Origin of the sequence: Streptomyces sp. NPDC008150 (assembly GCF_042956945.1) — a bacterium.
In the GTDB taxonomy this organism is placed as follows: domain Bacteria; phylum Actinomycetota; class Actinomycetes; order Streptomycetales; family Streptomycetaceae; genus Streptomyces.
Window position 1 is genome coordinate 40,470 of record NZ_JBIBHJ010000024.1, and the last position, 20,374, is coordinate 60,843.

General features: G+C 73.0%; 17 protein-coding genes. 10 read left to right on the forward strand and 7 right to left on the reverse strand.

Translation table 11 applies throughout. The features are described from left to right. Window positions 1-42: 42 nt before the first annotated feature. Window positions 43-816 carry an SDR family oxidoreductase gene (locus tag ACFZA0_RS36450; protein ID WP_391024999.1) on the reverse strand — a complete coding sequence of 258 codons (774 nt, stop codon included), beginning with the start codon at window positions 814-816 and terminating at the stop codon, window positions 43-45. Window positions 817-847: 31 nt separating this feature from the next. After that, window positions 848-2,371, reverse strand: a complete 1,524-nt coding sequence (locus tag ACFZA0_RS36455) for an amino acid adenylation domain-containing protein (protein WP_391025001.1) — start codon at window positions 2,369-2,371, stop codon at window positions 848-850. A 264-nt stretch (window positions 2,372-2,635) separates the two neighbouring features. On the opposite strand from ACFZA0_RS36455, the gene ACFZA0_RS36460 reads away from it, so the two are divergent. The 4 genes from ACFZA0_RS36460 (at window position 2,636) to ACFZA0_RS36475 (ending at window position 6,192) form a co-directional block, all read left to right on the forward strand. Then, window positions 2,636-3,478: an NAD(P)H-binding protein gene (locus tag ACFZA0_RS36460; RefSeq protein ID WP_391025003.1), complete on the forward strand. Its 843-nt coding sequence runs from the start codon at window positions 2,636-2,638 to the stop codon at window positions 3,476-3,478. A 158-nt stretch (window positions 3,479-3,636) separates the two neighbouring features. After that, window positions 3,637-4,839, forward strand: coding sequence for an FAD-dependent monooxygenase (locus ACFZA0_RS36465; RefSeq protein ID WP_391025005.1), 1,203 nt, complete (start codon window positions 3,637-3,639; stop codon window positions 4,837-4,839). Further along, window positions 4,836-5,135 (forward strand): phosphopantetheine-binding protein, encoded by a 300-nt coding sequence (locus ACFZA0_RS36470; protein WP_391025007.1) that lies wholly within the window; start codon window positions 4,836-4,838, stop codon window positions 5,133-5,135. Before ACFZA0_RS36465 ends, ACFZA0_RS36470 begins: the two co-directional genes overlap by 4 nt. 13 nt (window positions 5,136-5,148) lie before the next feature. Then, a complete protein-coding gene (locus ACFZA0_RS36475; protein WP_391025009.1) occupies window positions 5,149-6,192 on the forward strand; it encodes a 3-oxoacyl-[acyl-carrier-protein] synthase III C-terminal domain-containing protein in 1,044 nt (347 codons plus the stop codon). 90 nt (window positions 6,193-6,282) lie between these two features. On the opposite strand, the gene ACFZA0_RS36480 is transcribed toward ACFZA0_RS36475, so the two are convergent. The 5 genes from ACFZA0_RS36480 to ACFZA0_RS36500 form a co-directional block, all read right to left on the reverse strand. Further along, on the reverse strand, window positions 6,283-7,389 hold the full coding sequence (locus ACFZA0_RS36480) for a DNA glycosylase AlkZ-like family protein (protein ID WP_391025012.1): 1,107 nt from the start codon (window positions 7,387-7,389) through the stop codon (window positions 6,283-6,285). Window positions 7,390-7,528: 139 nt separating this feature from the next. Continuing rightward, a complete protein-coding gene (locus tag ACFZA0_RS36485) occupies window positions 7,529-8,548 on the reverse strand; it encodes a zinc-binding dehydrogenase (RefSeq protein ID WP_391025014.1) in 1,020 nt (339 codons plus the stop codon). After that, the gene (locus ACFZA0_RS36490) at window positions 8,545-9,789 is read right to left on the reverse strand and encodes a cytochrome P450 (protein WP_391025016.1); all 1,245 of its coding nucleotides are present in this window, start codon (window positions 9,787-9,789) and stop codon (window positions 8,545-8,547) included. Before ACFZA0_RS36490 ends, ACFZA0_RS36485 begins: the two co-directional genes overlap by 4 nt. 93 nt (window positions 9,790-9,882) lie before the next feature. Continuing rightward, the gene (locus ACFZA0_RS36495) at window positions 9,883-11,004 is read right to left on the reverse strand and encodes an alpha/beta fold hydrolase (RefSeq protein WP_391025018.1); all 1,122 of its coding nucleotides are present in this window, start codon (window positions 11,002-11,004) and stop codon (window positions 9,883-9,885) included. 142 nt (window positions 11,005-11,146) lie between these two features. After that, a complete protein-coding gene (locus tag ACFZA0_RS36500) occupies window positions 11,147-12,373 on the reverse strand; it encodes a cytochrome P450 (protein WP_391025020.1) in 1,227 nt (408 codons plus the stop codon). A 137-nt stretch (window positions 12,374-12,510) separates the two neighbouring features. Between ACFZA0_RS36500 and ACFZA0_RS36505 the strand changes: the two genes are divergently transcribed. From ACFZA0_RS36505 to ACFZA0_RS36530, 6 genes are all read left to right on the forward strand, one after another. Next, window positions 12,511-13,578, forward strand: a complete 1,068-nt coding sequence (locus tag ACFZA0_RS36505; protein WP_391025022.1) for a CoA transferase — start codon at window positions 12,511-12,513, stop codon at window positions 13,576-13,578. Between the two features lie 133 nt (window positions 13,579-13,711). Next, the gene (locus tag ACFZA0_RS36510; protein ID WP_391025024.1) at window positions 13,712-15,529 is read left to right on the forward strand and encodes an MFS transporter; all 1,818 of its coding nucleotides are present in this window, start codon (window positions 13,712-13,714) and stop codon (window positions 15,527-15,529) included. 283 nt (window positions 15,530-15,812) lie between these two features. After that, complete coding sequence (gene cimA / locus ACFZA0_RS36515) at window positions 15,813-17,447, forward strand: citramalate synthase (protein WP_391025026.1); 1,635 nt, start codon at window positions 15,813-15,815, stop codon at window positions 17,445-17,447. 65 nt (window positions 17,448-17,512) lie between these two features. Further along, on the forward strand, window positions 17,513-18,559 hold the full coding sequence (locus tag ACFZA0_RS36520) for a 3-oxoacyl-[acyl-carrier-protein] synthase III C-terminal domain-containing protein (RefSeq protein WP_391025028.1): 1,047 nt from the start codon (window positions 17,513-17,515) through the stop codon (window positions 18,557-18,559). 122 nt (window positions 18,560-18,681) lie between these two features. Beyond that, a complete protein-coding gene (locus tag ACFZA0_RS36525) occupies window positions 18,682-19,668 on the forward strand; it encodes an SRPBCC family protein (RefSeq protein ID WP_391025030.1) in 987 nt (328 codons plus the stop codon). Then, window positions 19,655-20,284 (forward strand): hypothetical protein, encoded by a 630-nt coding sequence (locus tag ACFZA0_RS36530; RefSeq protein ID WP_391025032.1) that lies wholly within the window; start codon window positions 19,655-19,657, stop codon window positions 20,282-20,284. The genes ACFZA0_RS36525 and ACFZA0_RS36530 overlap by 14 nt, the downstream gene beginning before the upstream one ends. Window positions 20,285-20,374 lie beyond the last annotated feature (90 nt).

Genomic DNA, 20,374 nt, shown 5'->3' on the forward strand with positions numbered 1-20,374 from the left:
TTTCTGTGCGGGGGAGGGGAGTTGAGCAGAAGTGACGGGGCGTCACACCTGCTTGGCGCGCACCAGGTCCGCGCCGCCGTCCATCGTCAGGATCTGGCCGGTCACCCACGCGCTGCTCGGCGCCGACAGCAGCGTGATCCACTGCGACACGTCCTCCGGGACACCGGTCACGCCCAGCGGCACGCCCGTCGCCGCGTGCGCGAAGAGCGCGTCCACCTGCTCGGGCGTCATGCCGTTGCTCTCGTAGACCTCGGTGCGCACCCACCCCGGGGCGACCGCGTTGACGCGGATGCCGCGAGGGGCCAGCTCCAGTGCCCAGGAGCGGGTGAACGTGTTCACCGCGGCCTTGCTCGCCGCGTACACCGAGGCCAGCGGCGTCGGGTTGTGGCCCGCCGGGCTGGTGACGAACACGATGCTGCCGCCGGGCGAACGAAGGCTCGGCAGAAGCCTGTTGGTGAGAATGATCGTGCCGACGACGTTGATGTCGAACAGTTCGCGGGCCTTCGCCGGGTCGATCTCGCCGACGGCGCCGATGGTGTGCACCCCGGCGTTGTGCACCAGGACGTCGAGTGTGCCGCCGCTGTCGGCGACCGCCGCGGCGACCGCGTCGGCGCCCTCCTCGGTGCTCACGTCGGCGACGACCGGGACGAGCGCCGGGTGCAGCGCCGCCGCCTCCGTCAGCCGGCCGGCGCGGCGCCCCGTGATGATCACCTGTGCCGCGCCCTGCTTGGCCAGGTCGAGCGCGGCGGCCAGGCCGATGCCCGTGGCACCGCCCGTGACCACGGCGGTCGTGTTCGTGAACGGCTGATCGGTCATGCTCCGTCCTGCCTTTCGCGCTTGGGAGGTCTCAGACGTAGATGGACTTCGACGTCCAGTCGGGGGCCGGGAGTGCCTTGCGGTCGGTCTTGCCGTTGCCGGTGACCGGCAGTTCGCCGACCGCGACGAAGGCGGCCGGGATCATGTGCTCGGGCACCCGCTCGCGCAGGTACTTCCGCAGCCCGCGCCGGTCCAGCGCGTCGCCGTCCGGCACCACCCACGCCACCAGGCGCCGGTCCCCGAGGTGGCTCTCGCGCAGGGCGACGGCCGCCGCGCGCACCTGGGGGTGGCCGACGAGCGTGCTCTCCAGCTCGCCCGGCTCGATGCGGAAGCCGCGCAGCTTGAACTGGTCGTCGTTGCGCCCGAGGAACTCCACGACACCGTCGGCCCGGCGCCGGGCCAGGTCGCCGCTGCGGTAGAAGCGGCCGGCGGAGGCGTCCCACGGCGCGGTGACGAAGGCCCGTTCGGTCAGGTCCGGGCGCCGCCAGTAGCCGCGGGACACCCCGGCGCCGCCGATCCACAGCTCGCCGGGCGTGCCGTCCGGCACGGGGCGGCCGTCGTCCCCGACGATCCGCACGTCCACGTTCTGCAGCGGGGTGCCGATCGGGACCGACCGGCCGAGGTCCTCGCGCGCGCCGATCCGGTGGCACACGGCGAACGTGGTGGTCTCGGTGGGGCCGTAGCCGTTGACGATGCCGCAGGACGGCACCGCCGCGCGCAGTTCGTCGATGTGCGGCACGGACAGCACGTCACCGCCCGCCAGAACCGTGCGCAGCCCCGCGAACGCCTTCACGTCCGTGTCGATCTGCCGGTGGAAGAGCGCCGCCGTCAGCCACAGCACGGTGACGCCCTCGTCGCGCAGCAGCGCCCCCAGCTCCTCGGCCTGGACCTGTCCGGCGGGCGCCAGCACCAGCCGGGCGCCGTTGAGCAGGGCGCCCCAGATCTCGAACGTGGCCGCGTCGAAGGCGACGGGCGCGAGCTGCAACACCCGGTCATCGGGGCCGAGTTCGACGTAGTTGGGCTCGGTGACGAGGTTGACGACGTTGCGGTGCTCCACCATCACGGCCTTCGGCCGGCCGGTCGATCCCGAGGTGTACATCAGGTACGCGAGGTCGTCGGGGCGCACGGTGTACGCCGACGGGTCGACGGCCCCGTGGTCCTGAGCGGTGTCCGGCCGCGCCGGCACGTGCAGCACCGCCGCGCCGTGCGGGGCGAAGCGGTCCGCGTCGTCCGGCTCGCACAGGACGGCCCGTACCCCGGCGTCCCCGAACACCTCCGCGATCCGCGTCGCCGGGTCCGTCAGGCCGACGGGCACGAACGCCGCGCCCGCGCCGAGGACGCCGAGCAGCGCCGCGATCAGTTCGGGGGAGCGCTCCAGGCACACGGCGATCCGGTCGCCGGGTGCGGCGCCCGCCCCGGTGGCGAGCAGACGGGCCACCTCCCGTGCCCAGGCGTCGAGTTGGGCGTAGCTGACCGTGTCGTCACCGGCGGAGACCGCCACGGTGTCGGGGGCCTCGGCCACCCGGCGGCGAAACGCCGCGACTACCGATGTCATCGGCCGACTCCTTTCGAGGTCCGGCGGGCAGGGTCCGCCCGGCGGCTCGACTGCCGGTGGAACCGGGTACCGGCAGGGGCCCGGAACGGGCCGCGGTGCCGCACCTCCCCACGGGCCGGTCGAGGCGTACCCGAGCGGCCTTCTGTTTCCTTGAGCAGCCGGTTCCGCTTTGCGCCCGCCCCCGGCCGGGGCCCCCCACAGCGCCTCGGTCCGCCGCGGGCTCCCCACCGTCCGGACCGGCACCGCACTCGACAGGAGTACATCGTGACCATTCTCGTAACCGGTGCCCGCGGCAACGTCGGACGCCGCGTCCTGGACCGGCTGCACGCCGCGGGCCACGACCTGCGCGCCTCCGCCCGCACGCCGGACGACCTGACCGTCCCGGCCGGGGTCGACGCCGTCGAGCTGGACCTCGGCCGGCCCGAGACCTTCGACACCGCGCTGAAGGGCGTCGACAGCGCGTTCCTCTACGCCGAACCCGCCGCCGCGCGGGACCTGTTCGCGGCCGTCGCCCGCGCGGGCGTGCGGCACGTCGTCCTGCTGTCGTCGGCCACGGTGTCCGGTCCGGCCGCCGGGACCGACCCGCTCGCCCTGCACCACGCGGCCGTCGAGGACGCCCTCGCCGCGTCCGCCGTGCCCGGCACGGTGCTGCGGCCCGGCGCCTTCGCGGGCAACGCGCTCGGCTGGAGCCGCGCGATCGCCGCCGGACAGCCCGTGCGGATCCCCTTCCCCGACGCGCACACCGCGCCCGTCCACGAGGACGACATCGCGGACGTCGCCGCGGTCGCGCTCGGCGACAGGTCGTACGCCGGCCGCACCCTCACCTTCTCGGGGCCGCGGTCGCTGACCTTCCGGCAGCAACTGGCCGTGATCGGCGCGCTGTTGGGGCGTGACGTCGCGGTGCACGAACTGACGCGGGATCAGGCGGTCGAGGAGATGGGCCGGTTCATGCCGCCGCCGGTCCTCGCCTCCCTGCTCGACCAGTGGTCCGCCGCCGTGGACCGCCCGGCCGAGGTGCACGACGTGAAGGCCGTCACCGGCCGGCCCGCCCGCACCTTCGAGCAGTGGGCCCGCGAGCACCTCGACGCGTTCGCCGCCCGGAACTGACCCGCGCGGGGAGCGGCGCCCGGGGCGCTGTCGAGCGGGTCTCAAGAGACGGCTGCGATGGTGCCCCGAGATTGCCCCCTCCGCCGGCGGGCCGGGTGGCGAACGAACCCGGCCCGCCGCCGAACCGCGGGGGCGGGTCCGCGACTTGGAGGTCCGGAATGTACGACGTCATCGTGGTGGGTGCTCGCGTCGCGGGTGCCGCCTCCGCTCTGCTCCTGGCGCGGGCGGGCCATCGGGTGCTGCTCGTCGACCGGGCGCGGTTCCCCAGCGACACCCTGTCCACGCACTACATCCACCAGCCCGGCGTCGCGCGCCTGGCCCGCTGGGGCGTCCTGGACGCCGTCCGCGCCACCGGCTGCCCCGCGCTCGACCGCACCGTCTACCAGGTCGAGGACGTCCGCCTGGACGGCGGCACCGTGCCCCACGACGGCCAGTCCGCCGCGTACGCGCCGCGCCGCTTCCTGCTCGACCAGATCCTCGTGGACGCGGCCGTGGCCGCCGGCGCGGAGTTCCGGGACGGCTGCGCGGCGTCCGGCCTCGTCTTCGACGGGGACCGGGTCGTCGGCGTCAAGTGCCGTTCCAAGGACGGCAAACCGGTCGAGGAGCGGGCGCACCTGGTGGTGGGCGCCGACGGGATGCGCTCGGCCGTCGCCCGCGCCGTCGACGCCCCCTACACGGTGCAGGACCCGCTGATGTCCTGCATCTACTTCACCTACTGGCAGGGCGTGCGGTCGGGGTTCGAGCTGTACGAGCGCCCCGGCCGCTGGATCGGCGCCATCCCCACCAACGACGGTGCCACCCTCATCGCCTCGTACCACCCGCAGGCCGAGTTCGAGCGGGTGCGCGCCGACTCGCTCGGCAACTACCTGGACAACATCCGCACCACCGCGCCGGACCTGTACGAGCGCGCCATGGACGGCGGCGAGCGCGTCGAGCGGCTGCGCGGCACCGGCGACCAGCAGAACTTCTTCCGGGTGCCGAACGGCCCCGGCTGGGCGCTGGTCGGCGACGCGGCCCACCACAAGGACTCGATCACCGCGCGCGGCATCAGCGACGCGTTCCTCCAGGCCGACCTGCTGGCCGCCTCGGTCGCCGGGGTCCTGGACGACCCGGCCCGGCTCGACGAGGGGCTGCGGCGCTACGGCGAGCAGCTCCAGGACGACCTGTTCGAGGGCTACCGCAACACCCTGTTCGTGAGCCGCCTCGAAGTCACCCCCGACCGCCTGGCGATGCTCCGCATGATCTCCAAGTCCCAGGACCTGACCGAGCGTTACTTCGCGGTCGCCGCCGGCGGCATGTCCGTCGACGAGCTGTACGACGAGGAACTGCACAACCGGCTGGAGAAGGAGGCGGCGGCATGACCACCGCCCAGGACGGCCCCGCGCACGCCCAACCACCCACCCAGAAGCGGAAGACGACGGAGGCCCCGGTGACCGAGACGGAGTGGGAGAACGAACTGCGCCTGCTGTTCGGCGAGGTGCTCGGCCTGCCGGACGTGGACGCCGACGACAGCTTCTTCGACCTGGGCGGCCACTCGCTGCTCGCCTCGAAGCTGACCCGGCGCGTCCAGGAGGCGTTCGGCATCAGGATCCCGGTGCGCCGCATCTACCAGGTGCCCACCCCCGCGACCCTCGCCGCGTACCTGCACGCGGCCTGAAGGAGAGACCGACATGCGCTGGAACAACCTGTACGTCGCCGGTGTGGGCGGCTACCTGCCCGAGCGGGTCGAGACCGCCGAGGAGGCGATCGCCGACGGCAGGTACACCGAGAAGAAGCGGTCCCTGAACGGGTTCCGCTCGGTCCACGTCGCGGCGCCCGGCGAGACGGGCCCCACGATGGCGGCCGAGGCCGGCCGCCGCGCGGTCGCCCGGTCGGGCCACGAGCACGACGAGTTCGGCCTCGTCCTGCACAGCTACATCGGCCACCAGGGCCTCGACTTCTGGACCCCGGCGAGCTTCGTGCAGCGCGAGACCGTCGGCGGCACCGGACCGGCCTTCGAGATCAAGCAGGGCTGCAACGGCATGCTCGCCTCCTTCGAGGTGGCCGCCTCCTACGTGAGCGCCCGGCCCGACGTCACCGCCGCGCTCATCACGGGCGGCGACGCGTTCCGGATGCCGTACATCGACCGGTGGGGCTCCGACGAGCAGAACGTCGACGGTGACGGCGCCGCCGCCCTCGTCCTGTCGGGCCGCACCGGCGTCGCCCGCGTGCTGTCCACCTACTCGCACGCCGACCCGTCGCTCGAACCCATGGGCCGCAGCGGCGCCGGCTGGACCGACGCGCCCTTCTCGGGCGGCGCGCCGGTCGGCGTCAGCGAGCGCAAGTCGGACTACCTCCTCGCCGAGGACATGGACTTCGACGACGCCATCGAGAAGATCTCCGCGAGCGTCCAGCTCTCCATGAAGCAGGCCCTGCACGACGCGGACGTGGACCTCGCCGACGTCCGGTACTTCCTGCACCAGAACCTGGCGCTGTCCATCGTCACCCACGGCCTGTACGGGCTGCTCGGCGTCGACCGGGAGCGCACGACCCACGAGTGGGGACTGTCGACCGGCATGGTCGGCACCGCGGACCCGGTCCTCGGCCTCAACCGGGTGCTGGAGTCGGGCGAGGCGAAGCCCGGGGACCTGGTGGTCCTCCAGGCGGCCGGCGCCGGCTACGTGTGGACCACGGTGGTCCTGGAGATCCTCGAGACGCCGCACTGGACCGGCTGACGACCGGACCGTGCGCGGGGCGGGCGGGGGAGGGGCCGGGGCGGTCCCTCCCCCGCCCATGTCCGGGGGCGGCGACGGTCGGGCGGCGGGTCAGGCGAACCGGACGTCCCGCTTCGCGGCCGGCGCCGCGGCGAACGCCAGCAGGGCCGCGCCCTCCTCGGCGAGCGCGGCCCGTGCCGCCGTGCCCAGCTTCGCGAACGGCTCCACGACGAGGACGGCGGCGTCCCGGGTCTGCTCGATCCGCCACAGGCCGGCCACGAACCCGTCCACCAGGAACGTCGGGCGGATCAGCCCGTTGCGCGTGAACACGAGCATGCGCTGCTCCTCGGTGAGGATGCGGGCGCGGTCGGCGTGCGACAGCAGGATGTTGTCGAAGTCCGGCAGGAACCGCACCGGGGCCGGGGTGTCCGCGTCGGGCCGGGGGGCGTCCGGCAGGTCGAGCAGCTCCCTGCCGTGCTCGTCGCGGAACGACAGCAGCCGCGGCCGCAGCCGCTTCACCGCGTCCGCGAGCCGCGTCATGCCGGACCACGCCTGGACGTCCTTGACGGTGGCGGGACCGAACGCCGCGAGATACCGCTCGACCACGAGGTCCGGCGCCGTCTCCTCGGCGAGCGGCCGGCCGAGCCACGCCTCGGCGCTGGTGTGCACGGCCTGTCCGCTCTCGCCCCACAGCCCGCGCGGCGGCACCTGCACGAGCGGCACCAGGTTGCGCACGGCGTTGGCGAGGGCGAACGGGTCCCGGTCCGGCCACCGTTCGGCCAGCAGCGTGCCCAGGCCGCCCAGGGTGAGCGGCTCGCGCTCGACCAGCTCACGGCCGAACTCGGCGACCTTGTCCGTGTCGAGCCCGTCGAGCTTGCGCCCGAAGGTGCCCTTGAGGCCCTGCCTGAGCGCCGCCCCGAGCACCGGCCGCAGCGCGACGCAGTCGTCCGCGGTGACCAGGTGGATCGTGCCGCGCATCAGCACCAGGCGGACCGCCTCGTGGCTGCGCATCAGGTCGGCGAGGTCCGCGGTGCGGAAGCCGGTCAGGCGCGTCCACAGGCCGATGTAGGGCGGGTTCGGCGCCTGCGACTGCATGCCCACCAGGTGCCCGATCGCCCCCGCCGCCGTCATCGACGACCGCTCCAGCAGCAACTGCCGCGCGAGTAATGCCCTGTTGAGCGCCCGCCGGTCCAGCACGCGCTCGTCCCCTGTCACCACGACGGGACTTCCTTTCTCGTGACCGCACAGAGCCGCGGGGCGGCCCCGGACTCCGAACGAAAAGCTCCCACAAAAGAACACGGTGGTGTCCCGGACCGTGTCCGGGACACCACCGACAGCGCCGTGACCGCGACCGCGGTCAGCTCATCCTCACCAGGACCGTGCCGCTGTACTTGCGCTCCTGGAGCGCGACGAACGCCGCCGGCAGCCCGGCGACACCGCCCTCGACGACCGTGTGCGGGAAGACGATGCGGCCCTCGCGCAGCCACGGGCCGAAGCGCGCGTTCCACTCCTCGATCTGGTCGGGGGTGTGCAGCGTCGCGAAGCCGCGCAGCGTCAGGTCCTTGGTGATGGCCGACATCAGCGGGAGCCGCGGGCTGCCGCCGTCACCGCCGTGCTGCCCCGACAGCGCCCCGCACAGCGCGAACCGGGCGCCGCGCGCCGCCACCTGGACGGCCGCCTCGAACTGCTCGCCGCCCACGTTGTCGAAGACGACGTCCAGACCGTCGGGCGCCAGCTCCGCCAACTGCTCGGCCACCGGCCCCTCGTGGTAGTCGAAGGCGGCGTCGAAGCCCAGCTCCTCGACCAGGAAGTCGATCTTCTCCTTGGAGCCGGTGCTGCCGATGACGCGCCCCGCGCCCCGCAGCTTCGCGATCTGCCCCGCCAGCGCGCCGACGCCGTTGGTGGCGCCCGACACGAACACCGTGTCGCCCTCGCCGACGTTCGCCGTGCCGACCATGCCGTGCCAGGCGGTGGGGCCCTGCGACAGGAAGTACTCCGGACCCGGCAGCAGCGCGGCGTCGCGCTTGAAGAACCCGTGCGCGTTCCCCGTCGCGTACTCGCGCCAGCCCAGGAAGTGCTCCACCAGGTCGCCGACCGCGAGGGTGTCGCTGTTGGAGGCGACGACCGTGCCGATCGTGCGGCCCCACATCGCGACGCCCGGCTGGAAGACCGGGATCGGCAGCTTCGTGTCCGGGTTCATCTGGTCGCGCGCGACGGACCCGAGCGTCATCCAGTCGTTGCGCACGACCACCTCGCCCTCGGCGGGCGCCGCCACCTCCGCCTCGCCGAACTCGAAGGTGTCCAGGGTGACGTCGCCCTCGGGGTAGGCCGCCAGGCGGACCTCCCTGCTGACGGCGGGAAGCTCGACGCTGCTCATACGGTGCTCCTTCTCAGGTGAACGGGGAGGCTGACCAGGTTGTGGTTCACGTCGCCGGCCCGCCACACGAGCTCGCCCTCCGGCACGGCGAGCCGCGCGTCGGGGAAGCGGCGGGTCAACTCCTCCAGCGCGACGGCGAGTTCGACCCGGGCCAGCGGTGCGCCCAGGCAGTGGTGGATGCCGTGGCCGAAGGCCAGGTGCGGGTTGTCGCCGCGGTGGAAGTCCACGGTCTCCGGGTCGGTGAAGACCGCGCCGTCGCGGTTGGCGGAGGCGAAGGAGAGGAAGACGGCGTCACCGGCCGGGATCGTCGCCCCGCCGATCTCCACGTCCTCGGTGGCGATCCGCGGCAGCCCGGAGGTGTCGTTGCCGGTCAGGTTGACCGTGCGCAACAGCTCCTCCAGGGCGGCCGGCACGTCCTCGGGGTGCTCGCCGAGCCGGCGCCAGACGTCCTGGTGGCGGTCGAGCAGGGTGAGGACGAAGTTGGAGATCTGCCCGGCGGCCGAGTCGAACCCACCGCCCAGCAGGGTGTAGCCGAGGCCGACCAGCTCGCCGAAGTCGAGGCGGTCCTCGCCGTCGCGCGCGGTGATCAGGTCGGACAGCACGTCGTCCGCGGGCGCCGCCTGCTTGCCCCCGACGAGACCGGCGATGTACGCGCCGAGGTTCTCGCGGCCCTCGACCGCCAGCTCCTCGGGCCCCGAGACGTCGGCGAACTGCCGTACCCAGGTGAGGAACTGGTCCCGGTCCTGCTCGGGCACGCCGAGCAGCTCGCAGATGACCCCCATGGCCAGCGGCGCCGAGAAGCCCTCGACGAGGTCGACCGGCGCGCCGGGCGGTTCCTTCTCCAGGGCGTCGAGCAGCCGTCCCGCCAGCTCCCGCACCCGCGGGCGCATGCCCTGGATCCGGGCCGGGGAGAACGCCTGCTCGGCCAGCACGCGCAGCCGGGTGTGGTCCGGCGGGTCCAGCGAGATGATCATCCCGGGCGGCGCCTGGAACAGACCGCTGAACTTCGGCGCCTCGGGCGCGTACGAGGCGGCACGGCTGAACCGGGTGTCGTCGAGGACGGCCCGGATGTCCGCGTGGCGCGTCACCAGCCAGGCGTGGCCGCCGCCGCTCCACCGCACGCGCACCACGGGGCGTTCCTCGCGCAGCCGCGTGAAGATCGGGTCCGGACCGCGGTAACTCGTGTCCGGGAAGGGGAATTCGGGCAGTTCTTCACTCACCCCGGTTGTTCGGGCGGTCATGGCAGTGCCTCCGGAGTCGGGAGCCAGGGAAACGAGGGGTCGGGCAGTGACGGGCGCCAATGCCGCGTGCGGGGCGCGGCGTTGACAGTCCGCTCAGGTCAACGGAGCCAGGAACGAACGGAGTTCGTCGACCAGCAGGTCGGGCTGTTCGAGCGCGGGGAAGTGGCCGCCGTGCTCGTGGTCCCGCCAGCGGCGCAGGTCGGTGAAGCGGTGCTCGATCCAGGGGCGCGGCATCCTGCCGTCCTTGGGGAACAGCGAGCAGGCGGTGGGCACGTCGACCCGCCCGAGCGCCATCTTGTTGTGGCTCTCCCAGTAGATCCGCGCGGAGGAGGTGGCCGTGCCGGTCAGCCAGGTCAGCGTCACCGCGTCCAGCAGCCGGTCACGGGCGATGACCTTCTCCACGTCGCCGTCGTGGTCGCTCCAGGCCCAGTACTTCTCGATCATCCAGGCGAGCTGGCCGACGGGGGAGTCCGCCAGGCCGTACCCGAGCGTCTGCGGCCGGGTCGCCTGGAGCACGGAGTACGCGCCCTCGTTCGCCTGGAACTCCTTGAGCGCGGCGAGGCCCGCGTAGTCGCGCGCGTCGAGCTGGACCTGCTCCTCGGGCGGCCTGGCGAAGGGCATCGTGATGTGGATGCCGGTCAGGTGCGCCGCGTCGCTCTCGCCGAGGATCGCGGTGAGGAACGAGCCCCAGTCGGTGCCGTGCGCGGCGTACCGGTCGTAGCCGAGCCGGCGCATCAGCTCCGCCCAGGCGGCGGCGGTGCGCTCGATCGTCCAGCCGGTCCCGCGCGGCTTGTCGCTGAAGCCGAAGCCGGGCAGCGAGGGCGCCACGACGTGGAAGGCCTGCGCCGGGTCCTCGGGGTCGGTCAACGGGCCGATCACGTCGAGGAACTCGACGACGGAACCCGGCCAGCCGTGGCTGAGCAGCAGCGGCCGGGCGCCCTCGTGCCGGGACCGGACGTGCAGGTAGTGGATGCCGAGCCCGTCGATCTCGGTGCGGAACTGCGGCAGCGCGTCGAGCCGCGCCTCCGTGGCCCGCCAGTCGTACGACTCCCGCCAGTACGCGGCCAGTTCGCGAAGGTAGGCCGCGGGCACGCCCTGCGACCAGTCGTCCACCGTCTCGTCGTCGGGCCAGCGGGTCCGGGCGAGGCGTTCGCGGAGGTCGTCGAGGTCCCGGTCCGGGAACGCGACGCGGAAGGGCGTCGGTGCGGTGCTCATGCGTCTTCCTCCTGGGCCGAAGTGGGCCGCCACGGCCGGGACTTCGGCCGTCGGAGGCCCACGCTACGGACGGCGGCTGGAGCGCCGGTCGACCGCGCCGGACCGTGCCCGGCGCGGTGTGCGTACACGTGGTCGGCCCCGGTCACCACTTCACGGGCAGCTCCCACAGCCCGTAGATCACCGCCCCCTCCTTCCGCGGGATCTCCAGGAAGGGCTTGGCGAGCTGGAGGGTGGGGATGCGCTGGAACAGCTTGCTCCAGACGATCTCCAGCTCCAGCCGGGCGAGGTCGGCGCCGATGCAGTGGTGCACGCCGTGGCCGAAGCCCAGGTGCTTGCGGCTGCCGCGGGTGATGTCCAGCTTCTCCGGCTCCGGGAAGACCTCCGGGTCGCGGTTGGCGGCGAGACCGAGGCAGAGGATGCCGTCGCCCTTGCGGATGACCTGCCCGCCGATCTCGATGTCCTCCAGCGCCACGCGCGGCACCGCGGTGTCGCCGATCGTCGCGAAGCGCACCAGCTCCTCCACCGCCGGCTTCACCAACGACGGGTCGGACAGCAGCAGTTGGAGCTGGTCGGGGTTCTCCAGGAGGCAGGCGGTGCCGAGCGATATCTGGCTCGCGGTCGTCTCGTGGCCGCCGTTCATCAGCAGCCGCACCATGTTGAACAGGTCCCGGTCGGTGTAGGGCTCGCCGGACTCCTCGTAGTCGGCCATGGCCCGCGACAGCAGGTCCTCGCCGGGCTCGCGCTTCTTGAGCTGGATCAGGTCGCTGACGTACTGGTTCACCTCGACGATCGCGGCCTGCCGCTCCTCGGTGGAGCTGTGGCCGCCGAGCAGCGCGGTGCCGTGCTTGATGAAGAACTCGTGCCGGTCCTGCGGGATGCCGAGCAGCTCGCAGATGACCGTCATCGGCACCGGCAGGGAGAACGCGTGGTGGAAGTCGACCACGGGCGTGCTCGCCAGCAGTTTGTCGAGGTGGTCGTCGACGATCTCCTCGATGCGCGGGCGCAGCCGCTTCACCTGCCGGCTGGTGAACGTCAGCGCGGCCTTGCGGCGGGTGTCGCTGTGCGCCTTGCCGTCGTAGCCGATGAACGACGTCTCGGTGCGGTACTCCGGCGGCGCGATGAAGTAGAAGGGGAAGTTGTCGTGCTTACGCGACGCGCTCACCCGCGGGTCGGTGAGCAGCGTGCGGATGGTCTCGTAGCCGGCGACCGTCCAAATCCGCAGCCCGGAGCCGGTCAGCGTGACCTGGGAGACGTCCTTCTGGACGATCTCCGCGTACTCCTTCGGCGGCGTGAACGGGCACTGCCGCTTGTACGGAAAGGTGGCGGCCTCCGCCTCGGCGGTGTCCCGCTCCGTGGCACTGGTGGTCACAGTGAGTCCTTCCTCTGGGATTCCCGGGAATTCCCGCGACACGGTGTCAGCGCCCCCTCGGGCACAGGTGGAGTCCGGACGCGGGCGCTCCAGAGGGCCCCGAGGGCCGCTCCGGCGCGCGGGCACAGCCTCCCGGAATGGGCATCGCGACGACAGAGCGCACTTTTGGCCGCACCGGCCCGCTGGCCGGGCTGCGCGTGGTCGAACTGGCGGCGATCGGGCCGGTGCCCTTCGCCTGCATGGTGCTGGCCGACCTCGGCGCGGACGTGGTCCGCGTCGAACGGGCCGACGGAAAAAGGTCGTTCGAGCAGTGGCACCGCGAACTCGACCGCGGCAGAAGGCGCGTGGCGCTGGATCTGAAGAGTCCCGGCGACGTCGCGGAACTCCTGGACCTCGTCGCGGACTCCGACGTCCTCGTCGAGGGTTTCCGGCCTGGTGTCACGGAACGACTGGGCATCGGGCCCGACGTGTGCCTCGCCCGCAACCCGCGCCTCGTGTACGCCCGGATGACCGGCTGGGGCCAGGACGGACCCCTCGCCCAGACCCCCGGTCACGACATCAACTACCTCGCCCTGACAGGGGCGTTGCACGCGATCGGCGAGGCCGGCGGCCCGCCCGTGGTCCCGCTGAACCTGCTGGGCGACTTCGGCGGCGGCTCCATGTTCCTGGTCGCGGGCGTCCTCGCCGCGCTCCACGCACGGGAGACGACGGGCGCGGGACGGGTCGTCGACGCCGCGATCGTGGACGGCGTCGGCGCGATGCTCGGCATGCTCGTCGGCATGCGCTCGGCCGGCCAGTGGCGGCCCGAACGCGGCGGGAACCTGCTGGACGGCGGCGCCCCGTTCTACACCTGCTACGCCTGCGCCGACGGCGGTTACGTCGCCGTGGGAGCGCTGGAGGAGCGGTTCTACGCCGCGCTCCTGCACGGCCTGGGCCTCGACCCGGCGGCGCTGCCCGACCGCGACGACCCCGTCAACTGGCCCGCTCTGCGGCGGGAGTTCGCGAACCGGTTCGCGGGCCGCAGCCGTGACGAGTGGGCCGCGCTGTTCGAGGGCACCGAGGCCTGCGTGACGCCGGTGCTCAGCGCCGGCGAGGCGGCGTCGCATCCGCACCAACGGGCCCGCGGGAGCGGCCCCGCCACGGCGGCACCGCGTTTCGGCACCGCCGGATCCGGCACCAGCGCCGCTCGAGCGGGACTCCACTGACACCCGGCATCCTGCCCTCCGGTGCTCCGAGGCCGTCAAGTGCCCGTAGCCGTCCGGTACACGAGGCCGTCCGGCCGCCCGAGGCGTTTGTCGAGAGCATCCACCGTCCCCCACGAGATCTGAGAGGTACACCATGGCTATTTCCTCCGAGCAGGCTCCGCCCACGGAGACGGAGGTGTTAGAGGACGGAACCGGGACCGGGTCGACCGGTCCCCAGGACTCGGCGGCGCCCGACGGCACGACGGCGGCCGGCGGTGCCGCGGCACCCGACCCGAAGCGCTGGATGGCCCTCCTGGTGCTGCTCGTCGCGGCGTTCATGGACATGCTGGACGGCACCATCGCGAACGTGGCCGCGCCCGCCGTCCAGAAGGGCATCGGCGGCGGCTACTCGGTCATCCAGTGGGTCCTGGTCGGCTACCAGCTCAGCTTCGCGCTGCTGCTGATCCTGGGCGGCCGGCTCGGCGACATCTACGGCCGCAAGAAGATGTTCCTCCTCGGCGTCGTCGGCTTCACCCTGGCGTCGCTGGGCGCGGGCGCCGCCCACGAGCCCTGGCAGCTCGTGGCCTCCCGCATGGTCCAGGGTGCCTTCGCCGGCATCATGGTGCCGCAGATCCTGGCCATCATCCACGTCACCTTCTCCGCCAAGGAGCGGGCCGGCGCGTTCGCCATGTACGGGGGTGTGGCGGGTCTCGCCGCCGCCGTCGGCATGGCCGCGGGCGGACCGCTCGCCGAGTGGGACCTCTTCGGCCTCGGCTGGCGGCTGATCTTCCTCATCAACATCCCCGTCGGCATCCTCGGCATGATCTACGCGCCCCGCGTCATCCGCGAGTCCCGGGCACCCCACGCCCTGAAACTCGACGTGCGCGGTGTCGTCCTGGCCACCGCCGGTCTGCTGCTGCTGATCTTCCCGCTGCTCCAGGGCCGCGAACTGGGCTGGCCGGTATGGGGATTCGTCTCCATGGCCGCCTCGGTCCCGGTCCTCGCCGCGTTCGTGGCGTGGCAGAAGCGGCGCACCCGCCTCGACGGCTCGCCGCTGGTGGAGCTGGCGCTGTTCCGCATCCGCAGCTTCTCCTCCGGCCTCGGCGTCAACCTCGCCTTCTACATCGGCATCGGCATGTTCAACATCGGCTGGACCGTCTACATGCAGGTCGGCCTGGGCTGGTCCCCGATGCGGGCCGGTCTGACCAGCCTGTCCTTCTGCATCGGAGCGTTCCTGACCTCCTCGGCGGCGATGGTCGCCCTGGTGCCCAAGTTCGGGCGCAAGGTGCTCCAGGTCGGCGCGGTCGTCACCGTGACCGGCGCGCTCACGTTCCTGTGGGCGGCGGGCCACTACGGCAGCGGCATCAGCTCCTGGCACCTCGTCGTCCCGATGCTTCTCGTGGGCCTCGGCTTCGGCCTGATCGCCGCCCCGCTGCCGCAGATCGTGATCTCCGAGGTGCCGCAGAAGGACGCGGGCTCCGCGTCCGGCATCGTCCACACCAACGCGCAGCTCGGCTTCGCGATCGGCGGCGCGCTCGTCAGCGTCGTCTTCTTCGCCGGGCTCGCCGGCAACACCGGCTCGACCATCGACGACCAGACCGCGCACCTGCGCGGCGACCTGGTCGCCACCGCGCACCTCACCCCGGGGCAGGCCGACACGACCGTGGCCGCGTACCGGGCGTGTGCCGTGGACCGGGTGGACGAGAAGGACCCGGCGGTCGTGCCCAAGAGCTGCGCGGCCCCGGCACTCCAGGACCGGCAGGCGGCGCCCGTGCTGGCCGACTACTCCAAGAAGGCGACCGGCGACTCGTTCGCGCTGAGCCTCCAGACGACCCTGTGGGTCTTCGCCGGCGTCGTCGCGCTCGCCTTCGCGCTGATGTTCGCGATCCCGCGGCAGATGCGTCTGGAAGCACCCGAGGAGGAGGAGCAGGCGCCGGCCGGCGGCGAGCCGGAGGCGGCCCCGGCCGTCTGATCCGCCCGCACCCCTCTCCGCACCACCTCCCGCGCGGCGGGACCGGCCAGGGCCACGTGTCCTGCGGTCCCGCCGCGCACTCGTGCGCCCGGCGCCCCTCCCGTCGCTCAAGGCCCTCTCCGGCTCCTCTCCGGCCCCCCTCCGCGCCCCCTCCGGCCGGTCGCCCGACGGTGGGGACAGCATCCGAAAGCGGCCGGTACCGCCGCGGATCCGAGGAACCACCGAGGAACCACCGAGGAACCCCGAGGAACACCGAGGAACCACCGAGAAAGAGGGAGGGGCGATGGCCGAGCGGAGCTTCCAGCTCTACGACACGACCCTGCGCGACGGCGCCCAGCAGGAAGGCATGGCGCTGACGGTCGAGGACAAGCTGGCCGTCGCACGTGAACTGGACGGGCTCGGCATCGGGTTCATCGAGGGCGGCTGGCCCGGAGCCGTGCCCAGGGACACGGAGTTCTTCCGCCGTGCCCGCACCGAACTCGCCCTGGAACACGCCGTGCTGGCCGCCTTCGGCGCCACCCGCAGGCCGGGCGGCCGGGCCGCCGACGACCCCCAGGTGCAGGCGCTGCTGGCGTCCGGGGCACCCGTGGTCACACTCGTCGCCAAGAGCCACACCGGCCATGTCCGCGACGCGCTGCGCACCAGCCTCGCGGAGAACCTCGCCATGATCGCCGACACCGTGGGCCACCTGGTGGCCGCCGGACGGCGGGTCTTCGTCGACGCCGAGCACTACTTCGACGGCTACCAGCTCAACCGCGAGTACGCCCTGGCCGTCGTCCGCACCGCCGCCGACGCCGGCGCGGAGACCGTCGTGCTGTGCGACACCAACGGCGGTTCGCTGCCCGACGAGGTGGCCGCCGTCGTCGCCGAGACGCTCGCCATGACGGGCGTGCAGCTCGGCATCCACTGCCACAACGACACCGGCTGCGCCGTCGCCAACACCATGGCGGCCGTCGACGCGGGCGCCGTGCAGGCGCAGGGCACCGCCCACGGCTACGGCGAACGGTGCGGCAACGCCGACCTGTTCACCGTCATCGCCAACCTGGTGCTCAAGCGCGGCCGGGAGGTCGTCCCGCTGGAACGGCTGACGCAACTGGCCGCCGTCGGGCGGGCGGTCGCCGAGCTGACCCAGCTGCCGGGCGTCCCCGCGGCCCCGTACATCGGCGGCTCGGCGTTCACGCACAAGGCGGGGCTGCACGCCTCCGCGCTGCGCGTCGACCCCGACCTGTACCAGCACACCCGCCCGGCCCTCGTCGGCAACGCGATGCGCACGCTCGTCTCCGACATGGGCGGGCGCTCCTCCATCGAGCTCAAGGCCCGCGAGCTGGGCTACGACGTCGAGGCCGGCTCCGCCGAGGTGGCCCGCGCGGCGACCCGGGTGAAGGAGCTGGAGAACACCGGCTACAGCTTCGAGTCCGCCGACGCCTCCTTCGAACTCCTGCTGCGCGAGGAGCTGTCGGGCGTCCCGCGCCCCCGCCCGTTCGAGGTCGAGTCGTGGTCCGTCGGGGTCCTCGGGGTGGGCGGCGGCGAGGTCCGCACCGAGGCGAGCGTGTCCCTGGTCGTCGAGGGACGGCCGGTGACCGCGACCGGGCAGGGCAACGGCCCGGTCAACGCCCTGGACACCGCGCTGCACGCGGCGCTCGACCCGTGCTTCCCCGTCCTCGCGCGCTTCCGGCTCGTCGACTACCGGGTCCGGGTCCTCAACGGCGAGGCCGGCAGCGGCGCCGCCGCCCGGGTCCTCATCTCCTACCGGGACGGCGACCGCCACTGGAACACCGTCGGCGTGGACGCCAACACGACCGCGGCGAGCTGGCACGCGCTGCTCGACGCCGTCCACTACGTCCTGCTCGACGCCGAGCCCGTACGGGCGAGCACCGCCCCCGTCAAGGCCGGACCGCCGGAGCAGCTCCGTCCCTGAGACCGCCGGCCGCCCGCCGACCCGAGCGGCCCGAACCCCGCCGCCATCCGAGAGTTGGAGAGACCGTGCGTCTGGAAGACGTCTACATACGGGGGACCTCCACCCGGCTTCCCTCCCGCATCCCGATCGCCGACGCCGTCGCCTCCGGCGCGTGCCCGCCGGCGACCGCCACGCAGACCGGCATGGAGTCGGTGGCGTACTCGCCCGACGAGTCCGCCGCCGAGATGGCCGCCGCCGCGGCCCGCACCGCCCTGCGCCGGGCCGGCACCGACGGCGGCGACGTGGACCTGCTGCTGCACGCCGACACCTACCACCAGGGCCAGGACCTGTGGCCGGTCGCCTCGTACATCCAGCGCGAGACGCTCGGCAACGCCTGCCAGGCCGTCGAGATCCGGCAGATGTCCAACGGCGGGCTCGCCGGCCTGGACCTCGCGACCGCCTACCTCACCGCCGGGCACGGCCACAGCGACGCCCTGATCACCACCGCCGACCGCTTCTGCGCCCCCGGCATCGACCGCTGGACCACCGACCCCGGCACCCCCTACGCCGACGGCGCCACCGCCCTCGTCCTGTCCCGGCGCGGCGGATACGCCCGGCTGGTCTCCCTCGCGCTGCACGCCGACCCCGAACTGGAGCCGCTGCACCGGGGCGACGACCCGTTCACCACCGCCCCGTTCGGCCACCGGATGCCCGTCGACTTCGAGGCGGCCAAGCGGTCCTTCGTCGGCCGGGCCGGCATCTCGTACGCCATCACCCGCGCCCACGGCGGCCAGCAGACCGTCATCAAGCAGGCATTGGCCGACGCCGGGTCCGAACTCGCCGAGGCCGACTGGGTGGTGCTGCCGCACTTCGGCCGGCGCCGGCTGACGTCCATCTACTACAAGCCGTTCGGCATCGACCCCGCCCGCACCACCTGGGAGTACAGCCGCACGGTCGGACACCTGGGCGCGGGCGACCAGTTCGCCGGCCTCGACCACCTCACCGTCTCGGGACGCGCCAGGCCCGGCGACCGCGTCGTCCTGGTCAGCGTCGGCGCCGGCTACAGCTGGGGCTGCGCCGTGCTCGACATCCTCGAACAGCCGCACTGGGCAACGGAGTTGCCCGAGCAGTGAGCCGACGACCCGCAGTGGTAACGGACCGTGCACCGGTCCAGCCGTTCTCAAGTTCCGCTCCAGCAGTTCATGCCAGCCTTGTGGTCCGCCCTGCTGCGGACAGTCCGAAGGGAAGGTTTGCCGTGGCGCCCACCGCTACGTCCGAGACCGAAGCTCTCCACGTCACCGAGCACTCCATCACCGTGGCCGCGGCGCCCGACGCCGTGTACGCGCTGGTGGCCGACGTCGCCGAGTGGCCGCAGGTGTTCGGGCCCACCGTGCACGTCGAGGTACTGGAGGAGGCACCCGCCGAGGGCGGCGAGCAGCTCCTGCGCATCTGGGCCGTCGCCGGCGACAAGGTCCGCACCTGGACCTCGCGCCGCGTCCTGGACCCGGCGTCCCGCAGCATCACCTTCCGCCAGGTCGTCACCGCCGCCCCCGTCGCCTCGATGGGCGGCGAATGGCGCGTCCAGGAGCTGGAGGACGGCCTCACCCGGGTCACCCTGCTGCACGACTACCGTGCCGTGAACGACGACCCGGCCGCCGAGGAACTCATCGAGCGGGCCGTCGACGGCAACAGCCGCGCCGAGCTGCTGGCCCTGAAGAACACCGCCGAACTCGGCGACGCGCGCAAGGAGTTGCACTTCACGTTCAGCGACTCCGAGACCGTCTTCGGAGCGGCCGGCGACGTCTTCGCCTTCCTGGACCGCGCCGACCTGTGGCCGGAGCGGCTGCCGCACGTGGCCCGCCTCGACCTCACCGAGGACGAGCACGGCATCCAGCACATGGACATGGACACCGCGAGCCCGGACGGCTCCACCCACAACACCACGTCGGTGCGCGTCTGCTTCGAGGACCGCAACGTCATCGTCTACAAGCAGCTCAGGGTGCCGGTCGCGATGAGCGGCCACACCGGACGCTGGGTGATCGAGTCGCTCGGCGACGGCACCGTGCGCGCCACGTCGTGGCACACCGTGACCCTGGACCCCGGCGGTGTGCGCACCGCGCTGGGCCCCGAGGCCACCCTCGCCGAGGCCCGCGCCATGGTGCGCCGGGCGCTGGGCACCAACAGCTCGACCACCTTGCGCCACGCCAAGCAGTTCGCGGAGGAAGCGCGTGCACAGTCGTAGTCAGGACACACCGCTCACGGTCATCAACCGGTTCGAGGTCAAGGGGGACACCGGGCGCTTCGAGCGCGAGTTCCGGGACCACTCCCAATACCTGCGCGGACGGGAGGACTTCGCCTTCCTGGTGACCGTCCAGCTCGTCGAGCGCCCCGAGGTGTACGTCCACCTCGGGCACTGGCGGACCACGCGCGGCTTCCTCGACACGGTCCACGACGACACCTTCCAGGCCTACGTCAGGAAGCTCGGCCCGATGGTCGACGCCGAGGTGGACCAGGCGGTGAGCGTGGCCCGCGTGCTGCGGGAGAACGCCGTCGTCGGAGCGCAGAACGTCGTGCTGACCCGGGCCAGGACCTTCGGCGGCACCGCCGCGTTCGAGGGGCTCTTCGCCGAGGCGACCGAGTACTTCGGCCGCCTCGACGGCTTCGGCGGCAGCGACCTGCTGCGCTCCACGCTGCGCCCCGACACGTACACCGGCCTGCACTGGTGGCGCGGGACGGAGGAGTGCGAACAGGCGCTGGCCGGCCGCGGCTGGGCGTCCCTGCTCGAACGGATGCGGGACACCGCGGACGTGGAGGTGGAGCGGACCCGGCACGTCGCCTACGAACGGGTCCTGGCCTAGGACCAGGGGGGAGCACGCGAACTCCCCTTCGGAGCCGAGGACTCGGACCGTGCCGGACACGGCCCGGGAGCCCTCGGCTCCGCCGCGTCC

What these genes read in the sequence shown, in the direction of transcription:
- ACFZA0_RS36485 (WP_391025014.1), bottom strand. Translation starts at nt 8,548, where the DNA reads ATGAGCAGCGTCGAGCTTCCCGCCGTCAGCAGGGAGGTCCGCCTGGCG.
- ACFZA0_RS36495 (WP_391025018.1), bottom strand. Translation starts at nt 11,004, where the DNA reads ATGAGCACCGCACCGACGCCCTTCCGCGTCGCGTTCCCGGACCGGGAC.
- ACFZA0_RS36490 (WP_391025016.1), bottom strand. Translation starts at nt 9,789, where the DNA reads ATGACCGCCCGAACAACCGGGGTGAGTGAAGAACTGCCCGAATTCCCC.
- ACFZA0_RS36455 (WP_391025001.1), bottom strand. Translation starts at nt 2,371, where the DNA reads ATGACATCGGTAGTCGCGGCGTTTCGCCGCCGGGTGGCCGAGGCCCCC.
- ACFZA0_RS36475 (WP_391025009.1), top strand. Translation starts at nt 5,149, where the DNA reads ATGCGCTGGAACAACCTGTACGTCGCCGGTGTGGGCGGCTACCTGCCC.
- ACFZA0_RS36505 (WP_391025022.1), top strand. Translation starts at nt 12,511, where the DNA reads ATGGGCATCGCGACGACAGAGCGCACTTTTGGCCGCACCGGCCCGCTG.
- cimA (WP_391025026.1), top strand. Translation starts at nt 15,813, where the DNA reads ATGGCCGAGCGGAGCTTCCAGCTCTACGACACGACCCTGCGCGACGGC.
- ACFZA0_RS36465 (WP_391025005.1), top strand. Translation starts at nt 3,637, where the DNA reads ATGTACGACGTCATCGTGGTGGGTGCTCGCGTCGCGGGTGCCGCCTCC.
- ACFZA0_RS36510 (WP_391025024.1), top strand. Translation starts at nt 13,712, where the DNA reads ATGGCTATTTCCTCCGAGCAGGCTCCGCCCACGGAGACGGAGGTGTTA.
- ACFZA0_RS36470 (WP_391025007.1), top strand. Translation starts at nt 4,836, where the DNA reads ATGACCACCGCCCAGGACGGCCCCGCGCACGCCCAACCACCCACCCAG.
- ACFZA0_RS36450 (WP_391024999.1), bottom strand. Translation starts at nt 816, where the DNA reads ATGACCGATCAGCCGTTCACGAACACGACCGCCGTGGTCACGGGCGGT.